The organism is Rhodanobacter umsongensis (assembly GCF_042654965.1).
GTDB classification, from domain to species: domain Bacteria; phylum Pseudomonadota; class Gammaproteobacteria; order Xanthomonadales; family Rhodanobacteraceae; genus Rhodanobacter; species Rhodanobacter umsongensis.
Window position 1 is genome coordinate 1 of sequence record NZ_JBHSMK010000011.1, and the last position, 20,175, is coordinate 20,175.

Annotated in this window: 17 protein-coding genes; 8 read left to right on the top strand and 9 right to left on the bottom strand. The window is 66.0% G+C overall.

The features are described 5' to 3' along the window. Window positions 1-382: 382 nt before the first annotated feature. Window positions 383-1,594 (bottom strand): tyrosine--tRNA ligase, encoded by a 1,212-nt coding sequence (tyrS, locus tag ACFPME_RS16780; RefSeq protein ID WP_377306833.1) that lies wholly within the window; start codon window positions 1,592-1,594, stop codon window positions 383-385. Window positions 1,595-1,777: 183 nt separating this feature from the next. On the opposite strand from tyrS, the gene ACFPME_RS16785 reads away from it, so the two are divergent. After that, a complete protein-coding gene (locus tag ACFPME_RS16785; RefSeq protein ID WP_377306835.1) occupies window positions 1,778-3,220 on the top strand; it encodes an OapA family protein in 1,443 nt (480 codons plus the stop codon). 13 nt (window positions 3,221-3,233) lie between these two features. Beyond that, entirely contained in the window at window positions 3,234-4,388 is a 1,155-nt protein-coding gene (locus tag ACFPME_RS16790; protein WP_377306836.1) for an anhydro-N-acetylmuramic acid kinase, read from the top strand. Here ACFPME_RS16790 and ACFPME_RS16795 read toward each other — a convergent pair. The 3 genes from ACFPME_RS16795 to ACFPME_RS16805 all read right to left on the bottom strand — a co-directional run bounded on the left by ACFPME_RS16795 (window position 4,334) and on the right by ACFPME_RS16805 (window position 6,862). Continuing rightward, on the bottom strand, window positions 4,334-4,636 hold the full coding sequence (locus ACFPME_RS16795; protein WP_377306837.1) for a hypothetical protein: 303 nt from the start codon (window positions 4,634-4,636) through the stop codon (window positions 4,334-4,336). The two genes, ACFPME_RS16790 and ACFPME_RS16795, sit on opposite strands and share 55 nt — an antisense overlap. A gap of 149 nt (window positions 4,637-4,785) precedes the next feature. Continuing rightward, complete coding sequence (locus ACFPME_RS16800; protein WP_377306838.1) at window positions 4,786-6,102, bottom strand: AmpG family muropeptide MFS transporter; 1,317 nt, start codon at window positions 6,100-6,102, stop codon at window positions 4,786-4,788. Beyond that, on the bottom strand, window positions 6,092-6,862 hold the full coding sequence (locus ACFPME_RS16805; RefSeq protein WP_377306839.1) for an exodeoxyribonuclease III: 771 nt from the start codon (window positions 6,860-6,862) through the stop codon (window positions 6,092-6,094). The genes ACFPME_RS16800 and ACFPME_RS16805 overlap by 11 nt, the downstream gene beginning before the upstream one ends. A 241-nt stretch (window positions 6,863-7,103) precedes the next feature. Between ACFPME_RS16805 and pyrE the strand changes: the two genes are divergently transcribed. Continuing rightward, window positions 7,104-7,751 carry an orotate phosphoribosyltransferase gene (pyrE, locus tag ACFPME_RS16810; protein WP_377306840.1) on the top strand — a complete coding sequence of 216 codons (648 nt, stop codon included), beginning with the start codon at window positions 7,104-7,106 and terminating at the stop codon, window positions 7,749-7,751. A gap of 116 nt (window positions 7,752-7,867) precedes the next feature. After that, complete coding sequence (locus ACFPME_RS16815) at window positions 7,868-8,515, top strand: DUF4124 domain-containing protein (RefSeq protein ID WP_377306842.1); 648 nt, start codon at window positions 7,868-7,870, stop codon at window positions 8,513-8,515. Window positions 8,516-8,678: 163 nt separating this feature from the next. Here the strand turns inward: ACFPME_RS16815 and ACFPME_RS16820 are convergent, their stop codons facing one another. From ACFPME_RS16820 to coaBC, 3 genes are read right to left on the bottom strand one after another with little or no spacing between them, the layout of a single operon-like run. Beyond that, the gene (locus tag ACFPME_RS16820; RefSeq protein WP_377306843.1) at window positions 8,679-11,006 is read right to left on the bottom strand and encodes a phosphomannomutase/phosphoglucomutase; all 2,328 of its coding nucleotides are present in this window, start codon (window positions 11,004-11,006) and stop codon (window positions 8,679-8,681) included. 58 nt (window positions 11,007-11,064) lie between these two features. Next, window positions 11,065-11,523 (bottom strand): dUTP diphosphatase, encoded by a 459-nt coding sequence (dut, locus tag ACFPME_RS16825; protein WP_377306844.1) that lies wholly within the window; start codon window positions 11,521-11,523, stop codon window positions 11,065-11,067. Further along, a complete protein-coding gene (gene coaBC / locus ACFPME_RS16830; protein ID WP_377306845.1) occupies window positions 11,520-12,725 on the bottom strand; it encodes a bifunctional phosphopantothenoylcysteine decarboxylase/phosphopantothenate--cysteine ligase CoaBC in 1,206 nt (401 codons plus the stop codon). The genes dut and coaBC overlap by 4 nt, the downstream gene beginning before the upstream one ends. A 96-nt stretch (window positions 12,726-12,821) precedes the next feature. Between coaBC and radC the strand changes: the two genes are divergently transcribed. The 4 genes from radC to ACFPME_RS16850 all read left to right on the top strand — a co-directional run bounded on the left by radC (window position 12,822) and on the right by ACFPME_RS16850 (window position 17,178). After that, window positions 12,822-13,493 (top strand): RadC family protein, encoded by a 672-nt coding sequence (gene radC, locus ACFPME_RS16835; protein ID WP_377306846.1) that lies wholly within the window; start codon window positions 12,822-12,824, stop codon window positions 13,491-13,493. A 495-nt stretch (window positions 13,494-13,988) separates the two neighbouring features. Beyond that, complete coding sequence (argS, locus tag ACFPME_RS16840; RefSeq protein ID WP_377306847.1) at window positions 13,989-15,677, top strand: arginine--tRNA ligase; 1,689 nt, start codon at window positions 13,989-13,991, stop codon at window positions 15,675-15,677. Then, window positions 15,677-16,390 (top strand): SPOR domain-containing protein, encoded by a 714-nt coding sequence (locus ACFPME_RS16845; RefSeq protein ID WP_377306848.1) that lies wholly within the window; start codon window positions 15,677-15,679, stop codon window positions 16,388-16,390. Before argS ends, ACFPME_RS16845 begins: the two co-directional genes overlap by 1 nt. Window positions 16,391-16,425: 35 nt before the next feature. Next, complete coding sequence (locus tag ACFPME_RS16850) at window positions 16,426-17,178, top strand: SDR family NAD(P)-dependent oxidoreductase (RefSeq protein WP_377306850.1); 753 nt, start codon at window positions 16,426-16,428, stop codon at window positions 17,176-17,178. A gap of 15 nt (window positions 17,179-17,193) precedes the next feature. Here the strand turns inward: ACFPME_RS16850 and ACFPME_RS16855 are convergent, their stop codons facing one another. Further along, window positions 17,194-17,979 (bottom strand): 3-hydroxybutyrate dehydrogenase, encoded by a 786-nt coding sequence (locus ACFPME_RS16855; protein WP_377306851.1) that lies wholly within the window; start codon window positions 17,977-17,979, stop codon window positions 17,194-17,196. 157 nt (window positions 17,980-18,136) lie between these two features. Continuing rightward, window positions 18,137-20,026, bottom strand: coding sequence for a biosynthetic arginine decarboxylase (speA, locus tag ACFPME_RS16860; RefSeq protein WP_377306852.1), 1,890 nt, complete (start codon window positions 20,024-20,026; stop codon window positions 18,137-18,139). Between the last annotated feature and the right edge of the window lie 149 nt (window positions 20,027-20,175).

A 20,175-nucleotide genomic window follows, 5' to 3' on the forward strand; every position in this document is an offset into this window, starting at 1 on the left:
GACGCTTGCATTGCTTGGACAGGTCGTAACCCTCCAGCACAAGACGTCCACACAATTCACCTGCGCACACTGTCAAAGATCAATCACTTGCCACCGATTTCTCGATCGCCACGAGAACATTTCGTCCCCGGTGAGCCGCCCATTCTACATCGCTTTTTTAGACCGTCAACACCCTCGTTGCAGCTTCTTCGAGGGGTCCCGTCAGTCCGTCTTGCGACGTTGGGCGACTGCGGGCCGCGAATAGTACGGCCTGAGCTTTATTTGGCAAGCGTTTCTTTTGAAGAAATTCATGAAATCTTCGCAAGGCGCTGTGCTGGCGAGCAATTTTATTTTTTCGGCTATCCATGCGCCCACCCTGCTCCGGACGGCAATGGCGCTCGAATCAGGCGAGCACGAGCCTCACGCGGGCAAAGTTGCGCTTGCCCACCTGCACCACTCCCTCGAAGCCGGCACTGAAGACGCGCTGTGCATCCTCCACGACTTCGGCGTCGACACGTACGGCGCGTTCCTTCAACTTGCGACTGGCCTCGGAATTGCTGGCAGTCAAACCGGCTGCGCTGAGCAGGGCTGCGATACGCACGCCTTCCGCCGGTACGGTGATATCGACCTGCGGCAAGAGCGAGGTGTCTCCTTCGCCGCGCACGACCGCGTGCCAGCCGGCGATTGCAAGCTCGGCAGCCGGCACGCCATGGAAGCGTGCAGCGAGTTCGCGTGCGAGACGCAGCTTGGCATCGCGTGGATTGAGCGCGCCACTGGCGATGTCCATCTTCATCTTTGCCAACTCGTCCAGCGACACGTCGAAACTGAGCAGCTCGAACCAGCGCCACATCAGCTCGTCGCCGATCTTCATCGTCTTGGTGACGATATCGATTGCCGGCTCGTTGATGCCGATGTAGTTGCCCAGCGACTTGGACATCTTGTTGACGCCGTCCAACCCTTCCAGCAACGGCATCGTCAACACGATCTGCGGCGGCTGGCCGTGGTGTTCCTGCAGCGCGCGGCCCATCAGCAGGTTGAACTTCTGGTCGGTGCCACCGAGCTCCACGTCAGCTTTCAATGCCACCGAATCGTAGCCCTGCACCAGCGGATACAGAAACTCGTGGATCGCGATTGGCTGCTTCGCGGCATAGCGTTTCGTGAAGTCATCGCGCTCGAGCATGCGCGCGACCGTGTGCTGCGCGGCGAGCTTGATCATGTCGGCGGCGGACATCTGGCCAAACCATTCGGAGTTGAAGCGCAGCTCCGTCTTCTCGCGATCGAGCACCTTGTAGACCTGCTCGGCATAGGTTTCCGCATTGGCCAGCACGTCCGCGCGGGTGAGCGGCTTGCGGGTCACATTCTTGCCCGTGGGGTCGCCGATCATCCCGGTGAAATCGCCGATCAGGAAGATCACCTGATGCCCCAGATCCTGGAACTGCCGCATCTTGTTCAACAGGACGGTATGGCCCAGATGCAGATCGGGCGCTGTCGGATCGAAGCCGGCCTTGATCCGCAGGGGGCGCCCGCTTTTCAGCCGCTCGGCCAGATCTTCCCGCTTGATGATTTCGTCGGCGCCACGCTCAATCGTGGTCAGCGCCTGCTTGAGCTCGCTCATGCATTCCTCTCAAAAGTCGCAGATGGCCGCAGCCAGCCGGAGCCCCGGCCGTGCTGTCGCCGTTAATTGTGTGTTAACCAGGAATGTCGTGCAAACCCTTGATGGAAAAGGCGTTGACGCCATTTGCACATGGCCGCTATGGTACGCGCAGTTTGTTACTTTGTACCGCAGGGCGTTCATAGCATGGCTGAAGAAAAGCAAGGCGCGCGGCACGGCCGCAAGCTGGCGATCTGTCGCAAGGCCCAACGGCGTCACTCCCATTTCTATGAGCGCTGCTCGCACTGGTCGTTCAATCGGTCGGGCGAGATCGAGCCCATCCGCTGGCACCGCGAACATTTCGTTCTCGCAGCTACCGCGCTGCTGATCACCCTGCTTTCCGGCTTCATCATGCCAGCGTGGGCCAGCGCCATGCGTCCCGCCCCCGCTGCTGAAGTGCATTCCCTGTTGCCGCTGGCGCTCCCCAAGATGGCGCCAATCAGCGCCACCGCGGCCGTGGACGACTGGCAGGTAGTGCGCGTACGGCCCGGGCAGACGTTGTCGGATATCTTCAACGCCCGCGGCCTCGGCATGGCCGACCTGCAGAAGGTGATGGACGCAGCCGGCAGCGCGAAGTCCGCCCTGCACAACATCCGCCCCGGCCAGGAGTTCGATTTCCTGATCGGCAGCGACGGCAGCCTCAACGGCTTCCGCTTCGATCAGGACCAGGCCAGTCGAGCGATCGTTCGCTTCGACGGCGCGCAGCCCACCGTTTCGTTCCAGCAGCGCGACATGGACCTGCGCGAACAGGTGGCGCATGGCGTCATCCGCAGCAGCCTCTATGCCGCCGGCGACCAGGCCGGCATGGACGCGGCGATGGTCGGCAAGCTGGCCGACCTGTTCAAGTACGACGTCGATTTCGTGCAGGATCTGCGGCTCGGCGACAGCTTCACCGTGATCTACAACGACATCTACCGCGATGGCATGCGCTACGGCGAAGGCGACATCCTTGCTGCCGAGTTCATCAATCAGGGCAAGCGCTATACCGCCTATCGTTTCAAGAAGGCCGATGGCGACTATGGCTGGTTCAGCGAGGACGGCCGGCCCATCCAGAAATCCTTCCTGCGCATCCCGGTCGACTTCACACGGATCTCCTCGACCTTCAGCGTGGCGCGCCTGCACCCGATCCTGGGCCGCATGCGCGCGCACAAAGGTGTGGACTACGCGGCTCCCAGCGGCACGCCGATCCATGCCGCTGGCGATGGCGTGATCAAGTACCACGGCTGGGAGCACGGCTACGGCAACTTCGTGGTGATCCAGCACAACAACACGATCAGCACCGCCTACGGCCATATGTCGCGCTTCGTGAAAGGCCAGCATGTCGGCGAGCACGTGCGGCAAGGTGAGGTCATCGGCTACGTCGGCATGACCGGTCTGGCCACCGGCCCGCATCTGCATTACGAGTTCCGCGTCAACGGCGCCCAGCGCAATCCGCAAACGGTGACGTTGCCGCAACCACAGCCCCTGCCAACGGCGCAACTGGCCCGCTTCAAGGCGCAGGTGGTGAAACCCCAGCTCGCGCGCCTGACCGAGCTGGATGTGCGCATCAAGCTGGCCCGTACGAGCGCCCCCACCAACAACGACAACTGAGTGCGACGCACGCGTGAATGACGCCTCGGCGCTCTACCTCGGGCTGATCTCCGGCACCAGCGCGGACGGCATCGATGCGGTGCTTGTCCGCTTCGGTGGCGGGGCGCCCCAGCTGTTGGCCAGCCACGCCCATCCGTGGCCATCGACCCTGCGTGATCGGGTGCTTGCGCTGGCCCAGGGGGAGGGCATGCTCGACGTGGATGCGTTTGGACGTCTGGACGTCGAAATCGGGCACTCCTTCGCCGACGCCGCCCTGCAGCTGCTCGAACAAGGCAGTACGGCGGCGCATGATGTGCGAGCGATCGGTTCGCACGGCCAGACTTTGCGCCATCGTCCAAACGGCGACTATCCGTTCACGCTGCAGTTGGGCGATCCCAGCGTCATCGCCGAGCGTTGCGGCATCGATGTGGTGGCGGATTTCCGCCGCGCCGACATCGCCGCAGGAGGGCAAGGCGCACCGCTGCTGCCGGCCCTGCACGCGATGCTGCTGGGGCGGACCGGCGTTGCGCGCGCGGTGCTCAACCTCGGCGGCATTGCCAATGTCACGCTGCTCGGCGGCGACGGCAGCGTGCGCGGCTTCGACACCGGCCCGGCCAATGGCCTGCTCGATGCCTGGTGCCAACGTCACTGTGGCGAACCGTTCGATCGCGATGGCGCGTTCGCGGCGAGCGGCCGCATCGACCAGTTGTTGCTTGACGCGATGCTGGCAGATGCCTATTTCGCCTTGCCGCCACCGAAGAGCACCGGCCGCGAACACTTCCACCTGGGCTGGCTGGCCAGTCATGCGCAGCTGGCCTCGTTGAGTCCGGCCGACGTGCAGGCGACGCTGCTGGAGTTGACCGCCCGCAGCGTCACCGCCGCAATCGTCCAACACGCACCGGCGACGAAAGAGATCCTTGCTTGCGGTGGCGGCGTGCACAACGGCACGTTGATGCGGCGCCTGGGCGAACTGCTGGCTCCGCGCGTGGTGGTGAGTACGTTGCGTTATGGCGTCGATCCGGATTTTCTGGAAGCGACCGCTTTTGCCTGGCTGGCGCGGCAGCGCCTGCTCGGTCTGCCTGGCAACCTGCCGGCGGTGACCGGCGCGCGCGGGCCGCGGGTGCTGGGAGCGATCTACTCGGCGCCGGGGCCGGAGTCGCCGGATCGGATTCTTTCCGGCGCCAGCTGAGTCGGGTGGGTTTGTACCAGGGCGTGCAACGCCTCCTGGAACGCGCCTTGTTCCGCCGCCTCCCAATGATCACCCGGTTGGATCAGCGCCTGCGGATCGCGCAGGGTTTCGCTGAGCTGTTGCGCGGCCGACATGCCCAAGCCATGCCGCAGCGCGTGCAGCAGGACATCGTTGATCGACCATTGCCGATCCCTGGCCATCGCCCTGACGCGTTCGGCCAGCAGGTTGTCGACGTGTTGCAAGATCATGTCCGGCACAAGCGTCACTCCATGTTGCATATGCCCCTGCACCCGATATTTGCATAGCCGCGGCGAAAGCCGGACGGTGCGAGCGCCATTCCGTGGATGACTTGGCAATTGCACTGTGAACGCCGCCACGCCGCCGTCAACGGCAGCCTTCAGCCCACTGCCTCCGCTTGTTCGCGCTCGCGCTCGAAGCCGCGCAGGCGCGGCCACAGACAGGCGAAAAGCAGCATCGCCGGCAACACGGCCAGCACCGTGATGATGAAGTAGCCGCCATAGCCGGCCGCCGTGGCGATGCCGCCGGCAAAGAATCCCAGCAGCTTGCCCGGCAGATTGACCAGCGAGCTCAACAAGGCATATTGGGTGGCGGTGTGCCGCTGGTTGACCAGTGACGAGAGGAACGCCACCGTCGGCGGACCCAGCATGCCGAGGGTGAGGTTCTCGCCCGAAATCACCAAGGTCAGCACGACCAGATCGGCCGGATGCGCGATCAGCAGCAGATACAGCAAGTTGCTGCAGCCGCACAGTACGATGGTGACGCCAAGCGGGCGCCACGCACCCCACCGGGCCACCGCTGCGCCGCCGATGAACACGCCGACGATACCGATCCAGATGCCGTAGATTTTGGTGACCGCGCCAATTTCGGTCTTGGAGAAGCCCATGTCGCGGTAGAACGGGCTCATGATGCCGCCGATGGTGGCCTGCTCGGGCATCTTGAACAGCAGCAGGAACAGCAGGATGACGCCGGCCAGCACCCAACCGTAACGGCGGAAGAAGTCGGCGAACGGATCGATCACGCTCTCACGCATCGCGTCGCGCCAGCGCGCGGGTCGACTGCGCGAGACATCCGGCTCGCGCGCCATCAGCGTGGCCGCCACCGGCACCGCCATCACCACCGCCATTGCCGCGTATACCAGCCGCCATGACACATGGTCGGCCAGGATCAGCGCCACCGCGCCGGCCAGCAGCAGGCCGATCCGGTAGCCCAGCGAGTAGGTCGCGACCAACGCACCCTGTGCCTCGATCGGCGCGATCTCGATGCGATAGGCGTCCACCGCAATGTCCTGGGTGGCGCCGAACAACGCCACCGACAGCGTGGCGATCACGAACGGCACCAGCAGCGTCGGCGTCAACAAAGCCATCGCCAGCAGGCCGGCAACTACGCCCAACTGCGCGAACAGCAGCCACCCGCGGCGCTGGCCCAACAGGGCGAAGCCAGGGATCCGCCAGTGATCGAGCAGCGGCGCCCACACGAACTTGAGCGCGTAGGCCATGCCGGCGCTGGCGATCATCGTGATGTCCTTCAGCACGATGCCGTTTTCCTTCAGCCAGTACGCCAGCGTGCCGGCCACCAGCAGAAACGGCAGCCCCGAGGAGAAGCCGAACAGGAACATCGTCCACGCCGCCGGCTGCGCAAACGCCCGCCATACCGATGGCTTCGCCGGCCGCACCGGCAGCGGCTCAGTCGGCATAGTCGACGATGTAGGGCGCGTGGTCGGAGAAGCGTTCGCCGCGGTAGACCGCGCAATCCTTGAGCCGCCCGCGCAGCGACGGCGTGCACACCTGGTAGTCGATGCGCCACCCCACGTTGTTGGCCCGCGCCTGGCCGCGGTTGGACCACCAGGTGTACTCGACCGCCTCCGGCTTGATCGCCCGGAAGCTGTCGACCCAGCCGCGCTGCTGGAACAGCAGGTCCAGCCAGGCGCGCTCTTCCGGCAGGCAGCCGGAGTTCTTCTGGTTGGACGACCAGTTCTTGATGTCGTTCTTCGTGTGCACGATGTTCCAGTCGCCGCAGATCACATAGTCGCGGCCGCTGGCCAGCCACTGGTCGAAGATCGGCGTGATCCACTCCATCGCCTTGAACTTGAACTGCTGGCGCTCGTCGCCGGAGGAGCCGGACGGGAAGTACAGCGAGACCACGCTGAGATTGCCGAAGCGCGCCTCGATGTAGCGGCCCTCGTTGTCGAACTCGTCCCAGCCCAGCTCGGTCAGCACCTGGTCGGGCTCGCGCTTCGCGTAGATCGCCACGCCGCTGTAGCCCTTCTTGCTGCTGGCGTCGCGGTAGAAGCAGTGGTGGCCGTCGGGTCGGAACATCGCATCGGCGAGCTGATGTTCCTGTGCCTTGGTCTCCTGCAGGCAGACCACGTCGGCGTTCTGCTTGTGCAGCCAGTCGAACACGCCCTTGGTCGCGGCCGAGCGGATGCCGTTGGCGTTGAGGCTGATGATGCGCATGGACTGTCCTGAAGTCGTGATGGGTGATCATAACAACCGCGGCACCCGCGATCGCGAAGGGGCAAGGTCGGTGCCGCTCCGCCGACCTGCGAGGCACATCCCGGCACCGGCGCGATCGGAAACCCCTGCGCCAGAAAGCCCGTGCCGGCATCGGCGACGGTGGCCGGCTGTACCATGGCGCTCGTTCCGGCCAGTGGCTCCTGCTGCTGCGCTCACCTGATTCCACTCAGCGAGACGACCCGTGCACGATTACCAGCGCGACTTCATCGAACTCACCCTGCAGCGCGAAGTGCTTCGCTTTGGCGAGTTCACGCTGAAATCAGGCCGCCTGAGCCCGTATTTCTTCAACATGGGCCGGATCGATTCCGGCGCCGCGCTGGCCCGCCTCGGCCGCGCCTATGCGGCCGCCGTGGTGAATTCCGGCATCGCCGTCGACATGCTGTTCGGCCCGGCCTACAAGGGCATCGCGTTGGCCGCGGCTACCGCCATCGCGCTGGCCGAGCAGCACAACCGCGATCTTCCTTGGGCTTACAACCGCAAGGAGGCCAAGGATCACGGCGAAGGTGGCGTGCTGGTGGGTGCGCCGCTCACCGGCCGCGTGCTGATCGTCGATGACGTGATGACGGCCGGCACGGCGGTGCGCGAGTCGCTGGCCCTGATCCGCGCCAACGGCGCGACGCCCGCGGGCGTGCTGATCGCGCTGGACCGGCAGGAACGCGGCCAGGGCGAACGCTCCGCCGCGCAGGAGGTGGCGGCCGATTATGGCATCCCGGTCATCGCGATCACCGGCCTCGACGACGTGCTGGCCTATGCCGAAGAACATCCCGCCCTGGCCGCCGAGCACGCCCGCCTGCTGGCCTACCGTCAACGCTACGGGGTTCAGCGCTGAGTTCACCATGGGCTGCGTAAACTCCAGCGAACCCGGTCACGGTGGCGATCGTTGCCCCGAATGCACGGCTAGGCAGCACGATGGCGATGGCTATACTGGAGGGCAAGGGGAATCTCATGCGTAGATCATTGCTTGTCGTTGCTTCCTTCATGCTGCTTGCAGGCGTGACGGCGCACGCGCAGAACACCGGCAGCATCCGCTACAAGTGGCATGACGGGCAGGGCCTGATGCACTTCAGCGACAGCCTGACCGCCGATGCCATGAAGTTCGGCTACGACCTGGTCAACGACCGCGGCCTGGTGGTGCAGCACGTGCCGCGCCAGTTGAACGCCCAGGAACGAGCCGCCGCCAACAAACTGGCTGAGGAGCAAGCGGCAAGGCAGCGCGCGGCCCAGCAGATCATCGATGCCGAAGCGCAGATGCTGGCGGCTTACCCCGATGAAGAGTCCTACCGGATCTCGCAGCAGCAGTCGCTGGATACCATCGACCAGCAGATCCACACCACGCAGATCAACCTGCGCAGCCAGGAAAAGGCGCTGACCGATCTGCTCGGCCGCGCCGCCGACTTGGAGAATGCCAAGCAACCGGTACCCAAGTACCTGGCCGACCGCATTGCCGAGCAACGCGGCGTCGTGACCGAACTACGCAACACGCTGCACCGCCAGCAGGGCCTGCACGAGCAAACCGTGCAACAGCAAGCCAAGGAACTGGCGCGTTACCGTGAGCTCAAGGCGGCTCAGAACAAGTCGGCGGAGCAGGGGTGAGCTAGGCACTCCAGCTTCCGTCCAACGCGAGGGCTGCGCTGCGCAGCCCTCGGAACGTAGCGCAACGAACCCGGCAAGCTCGCTCAAGTGTCCTGCAACATCTTCTCCGCACGGGGAGAAGGGGACCTGGCATGAACCTCGATGTCGTCGAAGCCCACCGTTTCTAGAACGGCAGCTTGAGCTTGCCGTCCACCGCCAGCAGTTGCGTGCGGAATAGCTGCTGGATGCGCTTCAGCGCCGCCGCGTTGTCCGCTTCGAAACGCAGCACCAGCACCGGCGTGGTATTGGATGCGCGCACCAGACCCCAGCCATCCGGCCAGTCGGCGCGCAGGCCGTCGATGGTGATCAGGGTGGCTTCGTCGAAATTCGCCTGCTGGCGCAGCTTGTCCATGAAACGATAGTGCTCGCCCTCGTCCAGCTCGATCTTGAGCTCGGGAGTGGACACCGTGCTCGGCAACGTCGCGAAGATCTCCTCCGGGCTGCGCCCCTGCAGGTCGCCCGCGAGTATTTCCAGCAGTCGCGCAGCGGCGTAGATACCGTCGTCGAAACCGAACCAGCGCTCCTTGAAAAAGAAATGCCCGCTCATTTCGCCAGCCAGTTCGGCGCCGGTCTCGCGCATCTTGGCCTTGATCAGCGAATGACCGGTACGCCACATCAGCGGGCTTCCGCCGGCATCGAGGATCTGACCTTTCAGGTGGCTGGTGCACTTGACGTCATAGATCACGGTGGCGCCGGGCTGGCGCGACAGCACATCACGCGCGAACAGCATCAGCAAACGATCCGGATAGATGATTTCGCCGGATTGCGTCACCACGCCCAGGCGGTCGCCGTCACCGTCGAAGGCGATGCCCAGGTCGGCGCCGGTCCGCTTCACCGACAGGATCAGATCCTCCAGGTTGTGCGGGTCCGAAGGATCCGGGTGGTGGTTGGGGAAACTGCCGTCGACGTCGCAGTACAACGGAACCACTTCGCAACCGACGCCCTCCAGCACCTGCGGCGCGATCGCGCCGGGAATGCCGTTGCCGCAGTCGACGACCAGCTTCAGACGACGCTCGGCCAGCACGTCGGAAACGATCTTCTCGATGTAGTCGGGTGCCACGTCGACCTGGCGCAGGCCGCCGCCGCCGCCGTTCTCTAGCGCGCCGCTGGCAATGCGCTGGTACAGATCCTGGATCGCTCCCTCGGACAGGGTTTCGCCGCCGACCACGATCTTGAAGCCGTTGTAGTCCGGTGGGTTGTGGCTGCCGGTGACGGCCACACCACAGCCGGTATTGAAACGATAGGCTGCGTAATAGACCACCGGCGTGGGCACGGCGCCGATGTCGATCACGTCGATGCCGGCCGCGCGCAATCCGTCGGCGAGCGCGCCGGCAAGCTCCGGCCCCGACAACCGACCATCGCGACCCACCACGATTTCGCGTAGACCCTTCTCGCCCATCAGCGTGCCGATCGACTGACCGAGCGCGTGCGCCACCTCCTTGTTCAGACTCTTGCCGACCACCCCGCGCACGTCATAGGCGCGGAAGATGCTGGGATCCACCGCGGTCGCCGCGGCGACCGGCGTGGCCTGCGACGGAACGGCTGGCGGCATCGGGGGCTTGGTCGCTGCCGCGGCGCGCTGGGTCCGTACAGGCAGGGGTACCTCCTCGGGTTCATCGACGAGGGGCTCGCCCCGACGCGTGCGCAACCGCAACAGATAGCCACCGGCGCCCAACCCGAGCAGCGCCAGCAACGCGGCCAGCGGCCACACGCGCGGAAGCACGATGAAGGCGCTCGGCAGGCCGGCACCGACGCTGAACACGCTGCCGGCGACCGGCTTGCTGGTCGCCTCGGCTTCCGCCGAAGAGGCGCCGTGCGAAAACAGCTGCACATTGCCGCGCTCGTCGCCCTGGCGCAGGTCCAGACGGCCGCCAGCGGGCGAGATCGTCTCGAAACGCTGCCGCAACGGTGCGAACGGCAGTTCGACCCATGCCCACGCCTGGGCCTGCTGCGGTGGCCCCAGCGGCATCACCAGGCTCAGCCGGCGATCACCGGCGCCGTACGAAACGCTCTGCGCCAGCGGCACGCCTTCGCTACTTTGCGCCGCCATCAACTGGGCCGCCTTGGCATAACCGAACTCGCGATAATTGGCTTTCAGCACCTCATTCAGGTCGCCGCTGTACAACTCCAGCTTCTTGGCCTGCGGCAATTGCAGGCGCAACGCTGCCGCGGACTGCACCGGATCGCTCATCAAGGTGGCCGGGTCCAGCCCGGCGAGCACTTTCTCGACCTTGCCGCGCTGTGCGGCAACTTCGTCGGCCATGGCCTGCACGGCCTGATCCTGGGCTGCATGAACCCGTGCGATCGCGCTGCTCTCGTCGGCGATCAGCCAGGTCTGCCAGGCGCAGAACAGCCCCAGCATGAGCAGGAGGGTCGCGCCCGCCAGGGGAAACAACGCCCGCCAGTCGATCTGCAGATTGCGCAGCCGTTCCCTCGCGATGTTCATCGCCATACCCGCCCCCGCGGCTGTGTTGGCGCGCGCATCCCATGGATGCCGAGTCCGCGCCTGGTCATTGGATACCGGTCGAACCGAAGCCGCCGCTGCCGCGTTCGCTCGCCGCGAAATCGGACACGATGTTCAGCCGCGCCTGCGCAACAGGCACCAGCAGCAACTGGGCGATGCGGTCGCCCACCGCGATGGTGTACGACTGCGTGCCGCGATTCCAGCAGGAGATCATCAGCGGGCCCTGGTAGTCGGCATCGATCACCCCGACCAGGTTGCCCATCACCAGTCCGTGCTTGTGGCCCAGCCCCGAGCGCGGCACGACCAGCGCGCACCAGCCCGGGTCGCCGATGTGGATCGCGATACCGCTGGGCACCAGGGCGCTTTCGCCCGGCGCCAGGGTCAGCGGCGCATCCAGCGCGGCGCGCAGGTCCATGCCGGCACTGCCGGGCGTGGCGGCCTGCGGCAGCGGAATGCTGTCGCCGAGACGCGAATCGAGGATCTTCAGCTCGACATCGATCGTCATCCGCGCGTCGCCCGGTAGCGTGCAGCCACGTGGGCGATCAGCTGGCGCGCCAGCTCGGGTTTCGCCGCCCGCGCCAGCTCGGCCGCGCCGTCGGCCCAGTACAGGGTCAACGCATTGTCGGCCGCCTCGAAACCAAGGCCACCGCCCACCTGGTTTGCCGCAATCATGTCCAGCCCCTTCCGGCGCAGCTTGCCCTGCGCATAGTCCGCCACATCATGCGTTTCCGCAGCGAATCCGACCAGGAACGGGTGCTCGGTTTGCGCCGCAAGGCTGGCCAGGATGTCCGGATTCTCGCCCAGGCGCAGGGTCAGGTCGTCGCCATCGCGCTTTTTAAGTTTCACCGCGGACACCTCGAGCGGGCGATAGTCGCCCACCGCGGCCGCACCGATGTAGATGTCCGCATGAACCGCCGCGCCGATCACCGCCGCGTGCATCTGCGCGGCGCTGCGCACGTCGACGCGTCGCATCACGCCGGCCGGCGTGGCCAGGCTGACCGGTCCAGCCACCAGGGTCACTTCCGCACCCGCCTGCGCGGCCGCCTCGGCCACCGCGAAACCCATCCGGCCGGAACTGCGGTTGCCGATGAACCGCACCGGGTCGATGTCTTCGTAGGTCGGCCCCGCACTGACCAGCACCCTCAAGCCGGCCAGTGACTGGTTGCCGAACGAGGCAGCCAGCGCGTCGCGCAATTCGTGCGGCTCCAGCATGCGGCCGCTGCCGATGTCCCCGCAGGCCTGGTCACCCACCGCCGGCCCCAGCAGCTGCGCGCCCCGCTGGCGCAAGGTGGCAATGTTCGCCTGCACCGCGGGGTGTGCCCACATCTGCTGGTTCATCGCCGGTGCCAGATACAGCGGCGCGGCACTGGCCAGGCACAGCGTGGTCAGCAGGTCGTCGGCTTGGCCGTGCGCCAGTCGCGCCAGCAGGTCGGCGCTGGCCGGCGCGACCAGAATGCGCTCGGCCCAGCGCGCCAGTTCGATATGCCCCATCGCCGCTTCGGCCTGCGCGTCCCACAGGCTCACCCGCACGCTCTGCCCGGACAGCGCCTGGAACGTGGTGGGGCTGACGAAATGGGTGGCGCCCTCGGTCATTACCACGCGCACCTCGGCTTCGAGATCGCGCAGACGTCGAACCAGTTCGCAGGACTTGTAGGCGGCGATGCCGCCGGACACTCCCAGCAGGATGCGGCGTTGGGCAAGACTCATGTAAGACGGGCCTGACAATCGGGCAGAGCCGTAGCTTACCGGATTCATTCCTCGGCACCGCTGCCTGACGAGGGCGCCGTGCGGCAACTTGCAGGCATGAGCATTCGCGACTGGCCTGAAGGGGAACGTCCCCGTGAAAAACTGTTGGCGCGCGGCAGCGCCGCGCTGTCCGACGCCGAACTGTTGGCGGTGCTGCTGGGTAGCGGCAGCCGCGGCAAGGACGCGCTGGCGCTGGGGCGCGAACTGCTCGCCAACGCCGGCAGTCTCGGTGCACTGTTGAGCCGCCCGGAGCAGCAGATCCGTGCCGGCGGGCTGGGTCCGGCCAAGCGCGCGCGCATCGCCGCCGCGCTGGAACTGGCCCGGCGCAGCCTGGCCGAACAGCTGCAGGAAAGACCCGGCCTGGGCAATCCGCGCGACAGTGGCGATTACCTGCGCGCGCGGCTGCGCCACCTGCCGTACGAGGTGTTCGGCTGCCTGTACCTGGACAACCGCCACCGCGTACTGGCATTCGAGGAACTGTTCCGCGGAACCGTCGACGGCGCCAACGTGCATCCACGCGAGGTGGTACGGGCCTGTCTGCAGCACAATGCCTGCGCCGTGATCTTTGCCCACAACCACCCCTCCGGCGTGGCCGAACCCAGCGCGGCCGACCGCGCGATCACCCATGAGCTGCGCGACGCGCTGCAACTGGTCGGCGTGCGGGTGCTCGATCATCTGGTGATCGGCTTCGGCGAGCCGGTGTCGATGGCCGCCCGTGGCCTGATCTGACTACCCGCCGAAGCCACAAAAAAGCGGCGTGAAATGATCCACGCCGCGGGGCCGATTTTGGGAGGTGGAGAGAGCGGCGTCTCCGGTGCCTTTCATGGAGGGGAGTCATGTCCAGGCCGCGGCAGTGTCGCAGCGCCACGTGACCGGCCGATGACATTGGCGCGCGCATGAAGTATCCCCAAGTCGCCGATACTTATGCACAAATCGAGAAAACAGCGTCTACCGGGCGCATCGTGTCTCCGTCCGCAGGTTGTCTATGTAGGTCGCTGATATTTTTGACTTAATTGGCTTGCCGAACCAGCGTGCGGCGGCGAGCCTCCAGAACAGACCCCCCGCCGGCAAGCTTTCCCCACAGACTTATCCACAAGGCGCGGCGCAACCTGCCGGCGGTAGAAGCCAGCGCCGCCGCCCCGGCGCGGGTCGCGGGCTCGGCGCCTCTCGCTCGCGCGACGGTCTGTTAGGATTGCCGGTTCCATCACGAAACCAAGCCCATCCGTGAAAGAACAGCTGCGCGAACTGGTGCTGCGGGCGATCCAGTCCCTGCAAGACATTGCCACCCTGCCTGCCGACCTGAGCCTGCCTGGCTTCGTGATCGAGCGCGCACGCAGTCGCGAACACGGGGATTTCGCCTGCAACGTGGCGATGTTGCTGACCAGGCAGGCGCACGCCAAACCGCGCGAGCTGGCCGAGAAGCTGGTGGCGGCGCTGCCCGCCAACGCCCTGGTGGACAAAGTGGAGATCGCCGGCCCCGGCTTCATCAATTTCTATCTGGCCGCTGGCGCGTACCACGCCGAAGTGCGCCGCATCCTGGCGCAGGGTGAAGCCTATGGCCGCAACCAGAGCGGAGCGGGCAAGACCGTCGGCGTGGAGTTTGTCTCGGCCAACCCGACCGGCCCACTGCATGTCGGCCATGGCCGTGCCGCCGCGATCGGCGACTGCCTGAGCCGACTGCTTGATGCCACCGGCTGGAATGTCCGGCGCGAGTACTACTACAACGACGCCGGCGTGCAGATCACCAACCTGGCCATTTCGGTCCAGGCGCGGGCGCGCGGCATCACCCCGGAGGAAAGTGGCTGGCCGGAGGGCGGCTACCGCGGCGACTACATTGCCGACGTGGCGCGCGCCTATCTCGATCGCGAATCGGTGGTGGCCGACGGCAAAACCGTAACCGCTGCCGGCGATGTCGACGACCTCGACGCGATCCGCCACTTCGCCGTGGCCAGCCTGCGCCGCGAACAGGATCTGGACCTGCAGGCGTTCGGCGTTACCTTCGACACCTATTTCCTGGAGTCCTCGCTGTACAGCGAGGGCAAGGTGGAAGAGACCGTGCGCGAACTGGTCGCGCACGGCCACACCTATGAGGAAGGCGGCGCGCTATGGCTGCGCACCACCGACTTCGGTGACGACAAGGACCGCGTGATGCGCAAGTCCGACGGCACCTACACTTACTTCCTGCCCGATGTGGCCTACCACCGCAGCAAGTGGCAGCGCGGCTACCAGCGCGCGATCACCGAACTCGGTTCGGACCATCACGGTTCGCTGGCACGGGTGAAAGCCGGCTTGCAGGCGCTGGATTGCGGCATTCCCCCGGGCTGGCCGGAGTATGTCCTGCACCAGATGGTCACGGTGATCAAGGGCGGCGAGGAGGTGAAGATCTCCAAGCGCGCCGGCAGCTACGTCACTCTGCGCGACCTGATCGATGAAGTCGGCCGCGACGCCACGCGCTACTTCCTGATCGCTCGCAAGTCCGATTCGCAGCTGGTGTTCGATATCGACCTGGCGCGTTCGCAGAGCAACGACAATCCGGTCTACTACATCCAGTACGCGCATGCCCGCGTCTGCAGCGTATTGCGTCAGGCCCCCGAGAAGGGTTTCACGTTCGACCTGGCCGACGGTCTCGCCAACCTGGCACGGCTGGATAACGAACATGAGCAGATCCTGCTCACCGAACTCTCCAGATATCCGGAACTGGTCGATGCCGCCGCGGCGAACCTGGAGCCGCACCTGGTCGCCGCGTGGCTGCGCGAGCTGGCCAACGCGTTCCATACCTATTACAACTCGCACCAGTTCCTGGTCGAGGACGCTTCGCTGCGCAATGCGCGCCTGGCCCTGGTGGTGGCGACCCGGCAAGTGTTGAAGAATGGCCTGGCTTTGTTGGGGCTGAACGCCCCGGAGAAGATGTAATGGCAGCACGCAAGGGCAAGGGCCGGCAGGCCGTGCGCAATGGCAACAACGGTTTCCCGGGCTGGGGCTACGCCGTCATCGGCCTGGTGGCCGGCGCAATCCTGATGGCGGTGATGATGCGCGGCAGCCTGCTGACCAGCATGAACAAGCCCAGCGGCCCCCAAGCGAACCCGCAGGCCACCGCCGAGCGCGGCAGCGAACCTGGCGTCGTTGAACCGGCCGCCGGCGACAGCGCGCCGAAGAAGCCGCAGTTCGATTTCTATTCGGTGCTGTCCGAGAAGGAAGTGCGCATCCCCGACGCCGAGATCAGCGCGCAGGCGCGTGCCGAGCAGCAGCAAAGGCAGCAGGCCGAGCAGTTGCAGGCCCAACAGCAGGTTGCCGCCCAGCGGGCAGCTGTGCCGCCGAGCAACGCCCCGGCCGCGGTCAGCGAGAACATCACCGCCGCCCCGGCCACCGCCGTGCCGCAGCCGGCGACCGGCAGTGGCTACCTGCTGCAGGTCGGCGCGTTTCCCAACGCGGCCGATGCCGAAACCTTGAAGGCGAAACTTGCCATGCAAGGCTTTGTCGCCAACGTGCAATCGGTCAACATCGGCGGGCAGGCTTACCACCGCGTGCGTCTTGGCCCGTTCCGTTCGGCGACCGAACTGGAATCGACCAAGCAGCGCCTGGCATCGGCAGGGATAAATGCGATTGCACTGAAGGAAGGCCGCTAGGCCTGCCACCGTCGTCTCCCGCTAAACTTTCCCGCATGACCACCAAGACAGTCTGGATTACCGGCGCCACCTCCGGGTTTGGCGCGGCCACCGTGGAACGCTTCCTGGCTGGCAGCTGGCGGGTGATCGCCAGTGGCCGGCGCATGGAGCGGTTGCAGCAGCTGCTGGCGCGGCACGATGCCGAGCGGGTGCATGCGGCGGCATTCGACGTGCGCGACGAGGCCGCGATGCGCACCGCGCACGCGAACCTGCCGCCGGCCTTCGCGGGCATCGACCTGCTGGTCAACAACGCCGGCCTGGCGCTGGGCACCGCGCCGGCGCAACAGGCGGATCTGGCCCAGTGGAAGCAGATGATCGACGTCAACGTCACCGCGCTGGTGACGCTGACCCACCTGCTGCTGCCGCAGTTGATCGAGCGCCGCGGCGCGATCGTCAACATCAGCTCGATCGCGGCCAGCTACGCCTACCGCGGCGGCAACGTGTACGGTGGCACCAAGGCCTTCGTCACGCAGTTCTCGCAGAACCTGCGCAGCGATCTGCACGGCACCGGCGTGCGCGTGACCTCGGTGGAACCGGGCATGGCCGAAACCGAGTTCACCCTGGTGCGCACGGGTGGCGACCAGGCTGCGTCGGACCAGCTCTACGCGGGGGCACGGCCGATTACCGCCGGCGACATCGCGGAGACGATCTGGTGGATCGCCAGCCTGCCGCCGCACCTGAACATCAACCGCATCGAGGTGATGCCGGTCAGCCAGTCGGCGGCCGGCTTGCAGGTGCACCGCGACTGAGTCCGCCAGCCCTGTTTACTGCATGAACCAGCCGTGGCTGACCACGATCGACTGACCGGTCAACGCCGCGGAAGGGAAGGTAGCGAGGTACAACGCGGTCTGCGCGATGTCCTCGACGGTGGTGAATACGCCGTCGACGGTGTCCTTCAGCATCACGTTCCTGATCACTTCGTCTGCCGTGATGCCGAGCTCCTTCGCCTGCTCGGGAATCTGCCGCTCGACCAGCGGCGTGCGCACGAAGCCCGGGCAGATCACATGCGAGCGCACGTTGTGCGGCGCGCCTTCCTTGGCCAGCGTGCGGGCCAGGCCGAGCAGGCCGTGCTTGGCGGCGACGTACGCCGACTTCAGCTTCGACGCCTCATGCGAGTGCACCGAGCCCATGTAGATCACGATGCCGCCACGGTCATCTTTGTACATGTGCTTCAGCGCAGCCTTGGTGGTGAGGAAGCCGCCGTCGAGATGGATCGCCAGCATCCTCTTCCAGTCGGCGAAGGCGAACTGCTCGATCGGGTTGATGATCTGCACGCCGGCGTTGGAGACAAGGACGTCCAGATGGCCAAACGTCGCGACCACCTTGTCGGTGCCGGCGTTGACGGCGTCCTCGCTGGTGACGTCCATCGCGATGCCGATCGCCTTGCCGCCGGCCGCGTTGATCCCGGCTGCCACCTTGTCTGCGGCATCCTGGTCGATGTCGGCGATCGCCACGCTGGCACCGTGCGTCGCGTACAGCTCGGCGATCGCCTTGCCGAGGCCGCTGGCCGCGCCGGTGATCAGGGCGACCTTGCCGTTGAGACTCGTCATGCGTTGCTCCTTCGAGAAGTCAGAGGGCTGGATTTTTCCCCTCTCCCCGCGGGAGAAGGTGGGCGAAGCGGCGGATGAGGGCTCCGGCATGGCCGGAGCATCCACGCTTCGGCCGAACCCCCAACCCAACCCCTCCCAACGGAAGAGGGGCTTTGAATCAATGGGTGTCCTCGGCCAGGTAGGTGTACGCCGTCAGCCCGTCGTTGAGCGCGTCGTACAGCTGCCCGGATTCCGTGCCGGTCACGCCCGCGCTGGCAATGCGCTCGCGATAACTCTGCCGCAACGCCTCCAGGTCGTAGCCGACGTAATCGAGCATCAGGTCGGTGGTATCGCCACGGCGCACATGGGCAAAGGTGTAGCCATCACCGTCGACGCGCACATTGACCGCATCGGTGTCGCCGAACAGATTGTGGATGTCGCCCAGCGTCTCCTGGTAGGCGCCCACCATGAAGATGCCGAGACGGTAGCTCTCGCTGCCCTTGAGCTCATGCAGCGGCAGGCTGACATCGACGCCGTCGGCATCGACGTAGTGGTCGATGCGGCCATCCGAATCGCAGGTGAGATCGACGATCACGCCACGGCGGGTCGGCGGCTCGTCCAACCGGGCGATGGGTGCGATCGGGAAGATCTGCCCGATCGCCCATACGTCGGGGATCGACTCGAACACCGAAAAGTTGACGAAGTATTTGTCGACCAGCTTCTCGTCCAGCTCGTCCAGCGCCTGCCGGTGCGAACGCTCGGCCGGCAACAGGCGCGCACGCACGGCGCCGGCGATCGCGTAGAACATCTCGTCCAGCCGCGCGCGGTCGGCCAGCGCCAGCTGGCCCAGCGCATACAGCGTCTGGCCTTCCTGCAGATGATGCTGGGCTTCGTGGAACAGCTCCAGCGCGGGACGCCGATCGAGTTCGTCCCAGGCCTCGCGCAACCGTCGCAGCACGGCGGGTTCTTCCGCGCAGGGCGGCGGGATCGCGCCGGCCGGCACCGGCTCCACTTCAGTCACATTGACCACCATCACCGCGTGGTGCGCGGTCATCGCGCGGCCGGCTTCGGTGAGGATGTGCGGTGCAGGCAAGCCTTCTTCAGCCACTGCCTCGGCCAGCGACTGCACGATGGTGGCGGCGTACTGTTCGATCGAGTAGTTGATCGAGTTGTGACTGCGCGAACGGGTGCCTTCGTAGTCCACGCCGAGGCCGCCGCCCACGTCGACGATCTCCAGCGGCACCCCCATCCGGGTCAGTTCGACAAAATAGCGCGTGGCCTCGCGCATGCCGTTGGCGATGTCGCGCACGTTGGAGATCTGCGAGCCCATGTGGAAGTGCTGCAGCTTAAGCGTGTGCTTGAGGCCGGCCGCGTCGAGCCGTTCGATCAGGCCGAGCACCTGGCTCGGGGACAGCCCGAACTTGCCCTTGTCGCCGCCGGTGTTCTGCCACTTGCCGGCGCCGATCGAGGCCAGCCGCACCCGCACGCCGAGCAGCGGCTCGACGTTGAGCGCCTTCGCCTCGCTGAGCACATGGTCGAGCTCCGACAGCTTCTCGATCACGATGTGCACGCGCAAGCCGAGCTTGCGCCCGATCAGCGCAAGGCGGATGTATTCGCGATCCTTGTAGCCGTTGCAGATGACGATGGAGCCGGGCCGCGCCATCGCCAGCACCGCCATCAGCTCCGGCTTGGAGCCCGCTTCAAGACCGAAACCGTGTGTTCCGGCGGCGACCAGCTCGCCGACCACGCCGCGCTGCTGGTTCACCTTGATCGGATAGATGGCCGTATAGCCGCCCGCATAGTCATGGTCGGCGATCGCTCTGGCGAACGCGTCCTGCAGCCGCGCCAGGCGGTCGGCCAGGATGTCGGGGAAGCGCACCAGCAGCGGCAGACGCAGGCCGTCGGCGCGGGCGCGCTCGACGATCTGCGGCAGCGAGAGAGCCGGGCCGTTTGCGCCGCGCGGGCGCATCACGATGTCGCCGGCATCGCTGACGTCCACATAGCCGTCGCTCCAATGCGGCACGGCGTAGGTATGACGGGCAGAGTCGGTATTCCAATGGTTCGCCATCAGCGTTGCTCCTTTTACCAACGGATGATGCAGTCGCAGCGGCGAGCCTTGACGGTGCTGCTCTCGAAGAGCACGAGCCCGAGCGACCGGAAGCCTCGCACGCCGCGGGGCCGATCGGGCTTGTCGGCCGCCGACGCGCTGCGCCGGCA

Bases quoted from the DNA above. Each gene is read 5' to 3' on its own strand.
- ACFPME_RS16820 (WP_377306843.1), bottom strand. From the start codon at position 11,006: ATGGCGATGAACATCGCGAGGGAACGGCTGCGCAATCTGCAGATCGAC.
- speA (WP_377306852.1), bottom strand. From the start codon at position 20,026: ATGGCGAACCATTGGAATACCGACTCTGCCCGTCATACCTACGCCGTG.
- tyrS (WP_377306833.1), bottom strand. From the start codon at position 1,594: ATGAGCGAGCTCAAGCAGGCGCTGACCACGATTGAGCGTGGCGCCGAC.
- radC (WP_377306846.1), top strand. From the start codon at position 12,822: ATGAGCATTCGCGACTGGCCTGAAGGGGAACGTCCCCGTGAAAAACTG.
- ACFPME_RS16855 (WP_377306851.1), bottom strand. From the start codon at position 17,979: ATGACGAGTCTCAACGGCAAGGTCGCCCTGATCACCGGCGCGGCCAGC.
- coaBC (WP_377306845.1), bottom strand. From the start codon at position 12,725: ATGAGTCTTGCCCAACGCCGCATCCTGCTGGGAGTGTCCGGCGGCATC.
- ACFPME_RS16795 (WP_377306837.1), bottom strand. From the start codon at position 4,636: ATGATCTTGCAACACGTCGACAACCTGCTGGCCGAACGCGTCAGGGCG.
- ACFPME_RS16845 (WP_377306848.1), top strand. From the start codon at position 15,677: ATGGCAGCACGCAAGGGCAAGGGCCGGCAGGCCGTGCGCAATGGCAAC.
- dut (WP_377306844.1), bottom strand. From the start codon at position 11,523: ATGACGATCGATGTCGAGCTGAAGATCCTCGATTCGCGTCTCGGCGAC.
- ACFPME_RS16815 (WP_377306842.1), top strand. From the start codon at position 7,868: ATGCGTAGATCATTGCTTGTCGTTGCTTCCTTCATGCTGCTTGCAGGC.
- ACFPME_RS16785 (WP_377306835.1), top strand. From the start codon at position 1,778: ATGGCTGAAGAAAAGCAAGGCGCGCGGCACGGCCGCAAGCTGGCGATC.
- ACFPME_RS16850 (WP_377306850.1), top strand. From the start codon at position 16,426: ATGACCACCAAGACAGTCTGGATTACCGGCGCCACCTCCGGGTTTGGC.
- ACFPME_RS16805 (WP_377306839.1), bottom strand. From the start codon at position 6,862: ATGCGCATCATCAGCCTCAACGCCAACGGCATCCGCTCGGCCGCGACC.
- ACFPME_RS16800 (WP_377306838.1), bottom strand. From the start codon at position 6,102: ATGCCGACTGAGCCGCTGCCGGTGCGGCCGGCGAAGCCATCGGTATGG.